Raw genomic sequence first — 3127 nt, forward strand, 5'->3', positions numbered from 1 at the left:
GGATTTTGCCTAAATTATCAGAAACATAATTTACAATTTCATCTATTATAATCGCTTTTTGTATGCCGTTTAGCTTAGTGTCATATAAATTTGTTTGCACTTCTATGTTGTCGTTCTTAAAACTTTCGTAGCTGTTATTTTTTTCAATTGCTAATTGAATTTGAGAACTATTTTCATTACTAAAACTGATTGTCTTCGTTGCATGAGATTCAACTTGAGTAATTAAATCTAAATTACAAGTTAACTGATAATTTTTAGGAATTACAAAATCGATATTTATTTTTGTATAAGTTGCATTTGCAATGTCTTCAAGATTTTCATTACTATAATAGATAAAATGCCCGTCATTAGATAATCGAGCCAATGATAAAAAGGGGTTATTCAATAAATATTTGCCATAGTCGTAACCAAAACGAGTAAATTTTGAATTAGGAATTCTTAGATTATATTCAATATTAATCGTGATAGATTTTGATGGTTCAAGGTTGTTTTTTAAAGCTATTTCTATAATATCAAGATGATTTTCGGCACGATTCCAGTCTGTAAGGGAATCATTTACAAGCATTTTAGTTATTGTTGTACTTCCTCTGTCTAAATCAGGAGCCAAATGAAAATTTCTAACATATTCGTCCGAAAACCGTTTTCCTAAAGGAGAGTATTTATTAGAATATGCGTGATTCCAATCATTAAGAACCAATTTTGAGAGTGGTTTGTCCGAATTATTTGTAAATTGTATAGTTTGCTTAACAATTAGACTGCGAGAAAAGTCATCTAATACAACAGTCATTTTAGTTTGCTGTTGCCCATAATTTCTTGTCATTAGAAGCAAAAAAGCAAATAAAAAGATAGTTTTAGTAGAAAATTTCCAGCTTCTAATCAATGGTATAAATTTAAACTGCAATGTAGTATAATAATACTTTTTTTAGAGAATTTTGAATCTTAATTTTAACATTAAATTTTAATAAAGTTCAATAAAAAAAGATAACTTTATCATTTACAAGTTATTATATCATAGATTGATAAAGGTGATAAAGGTTGCGTGTTGAAAATGTTTTTATATTAAATGTATTTTGGTACTTAAATTTTAATACATTGCAATCCCAAATTTATATAAAATGATTAGAAAAATACTTTTTTTCCTACTTATTAGTAATCTAGGATTTTCGCAAGTTGTAATTAATGAATTAGATCCAGATACTAACAGTACAGATGTTTTAGAGTTTATAGAGTTAAAATCTGTCACTCCAAACCTGCCGCTAGATGGCTATGTTTTGGTTTTTTATAATGCAAGTAGTACAAGTCCATACTCAGCAACACTTAGTTATTATACTATCGATTTAGATGGATATTCGACAGACGTAAATGGCATTATTCACTTTGGAAACCCTCAGGTTACGCCAACTCCAGCATTTCTTGTTCCAGTTGCAACGATTCAAAACGGACCAGATGCTGTAGGTCTTTATCTAGGAAATGCAGCAGATTTTCCAATAAATACAACAGCACATGCAAGTGGTTTGATAGACGCATTGGCTTATTCTAATAATGCATCGACACAACCAACGGCATTGATGGGGATTTTAGGGTTAGTTACTTGTATTAATGAAAATCAGAATTCTTTAGCTACCTCACAATCTATTCAAAGAAAAAATGACGGTACTTATGAAGTAAAAGCACCAACTCCAGGGAGAAATAATGATGGTTCTGGAATTGTATTAACTTATTTGAGATTAACAACCAGTGGATCTACACTAACAGAAGGGCAATCACTTACAATTACTTTTACATCAACAAGCGTAGTTACAGGAAGTGATTTGGTTATCAATTTTACTTTAAATAATGGCACTTTTACGGCTGCTGATTATTCAGGAACTACATCGGTAACAATACCAGTTGGCGGAACAACCGGAAGTACAATAATAACAGTTCCGAATGACGGAACGAATGACGGTGACGAAGACATGAAAATTGTTGTAGGTGCTGTAGATTCGGGCTATAGTTTGTATAATAATAATATGATTATTAGGGTAAATGATATTAATTTTGTGACTTTGCCTTTCGGAACACCAATAAATCCTACTCATGGATTATGTCCTAGTACAAGCCCAGCAGGTTATTATAACTCATTAGAAGGTTTGTCGGGAACAGCTTTAAAACAGGCCATTCAGGATATTATTGCTGGTCCAACGGTAAGAGCTCAAAATTATGGAGATGTATATGAAATGCTAAAAGACGCAGATTCAAATCCTGAAAACAACAATCAAGTTTGGTTGATGTATGTAGAACGTCCAAGTTCAAAATTAAATCAACAAACAGGTACAAGTGGAGCTGTTGGTTTTTGGAATCGTGAACACATTTATTGTCAATCACGCGGTGGTTTTACCGATGGAACTTCTAATTCAGCTGATGGAATAGATGTTTGGTTACCTACAAATGCTAATGATATTTTAGCAGGACATGCCGATGGACATCATATTAGAGCCGAAGACAGCCCAGAAAATAGTTTAAGAAGCGAAAGAAATTATGGTGTAGATTATGATGGTCCAGTAGGAAGTCAAGGTAGTTGGCATGGTGATGTTGCTAGAGCAGTATTTTATATGGCTGTGCGATATAATGGTCTAAACGTTATTAATGGCAATCCTGCACAAAATCCAGATGGATTTATAGGAGATTTAGCCACTTTATTAACTTGGAATATGACGGATTCTTCCGATGATTTCGAGATGAACCACAATAATGTAATATATACTTGGCAACAAAACCGTAATCCATTTGTTGATCACCCAGATTTAGCAGATCATATTTGGGGAACTAAAGTTGGTTTGCCATGGTCTGCTACTTTATCAAGACCAGATTTTAATAAATTGCAAATAGCAATGTATCCAAATCCTGCAAAAGATGTTATTACAATTTCGGGATTAACAAACGAAGCTAAAATTGAAATTTTTTCTATGACAGGTTTAAGTGTTTATCAGGGAAATTATAAAAACAACGAGAAACTGAGCTTAAATTTAGCTTCAGGAGTATATATGGTTAAGGTTGTTGAGGATAATAAAACAGTAATTAAGAAGTTAATTATTAAATAATAATTTATAGTATATAAAAAAAGAAGCTTTTCATTTGAAAAGCT

The 3127-nt window shown here is 31.9% G+C and carries 1 protein-coding gene and 1 pseudogene; one reads left to right on the forward strand and one right to left on the reverse strand.

Going from position 1 to position 3127, the window contains the following annotated elements:
- Positions 1–787 (reverse strand): annotated as a pseudogene (locus ACH2BG_RS09230) (aminopeptidase); the annotation flags it as partial.
- Positions 788–1115: 328 nt separating this feature from the next.
- Here ACH2BG_RS09230 and ACH2BG_RS09235 point away from each other — a divergent pair.
- Entirely contained in the window at positions 1116–3083 is a 1968-nt protein-coding gene (locus ACH2BG_RS09235; RefSeq protein ID WP_395047404.1) for an endonuclease, read from the forward strand.
- Positions 3084–3127: the final 44 nt, after the last annotated feature.

This window comes from Flavobacterium sp. (genome assembly GCF_043779715.1).
In the GTDB taxonomy this organism is placed as follows: Bacteria; Bacteroidota; Bacteroidia; order Flavobacteriales; family Flavobacteriaceae; genus Flavobacterium.

Bases quoted from the DNA above. Each gene is read 5' to 3' on its own strand.
- ACH2BG_RS09235 (WP_395047404.1), top strand. From the start codon at position 1,116: ATGATTAGAAAAATACTTTTTTTCCTACTTATTAGTAATCTAGGATTT.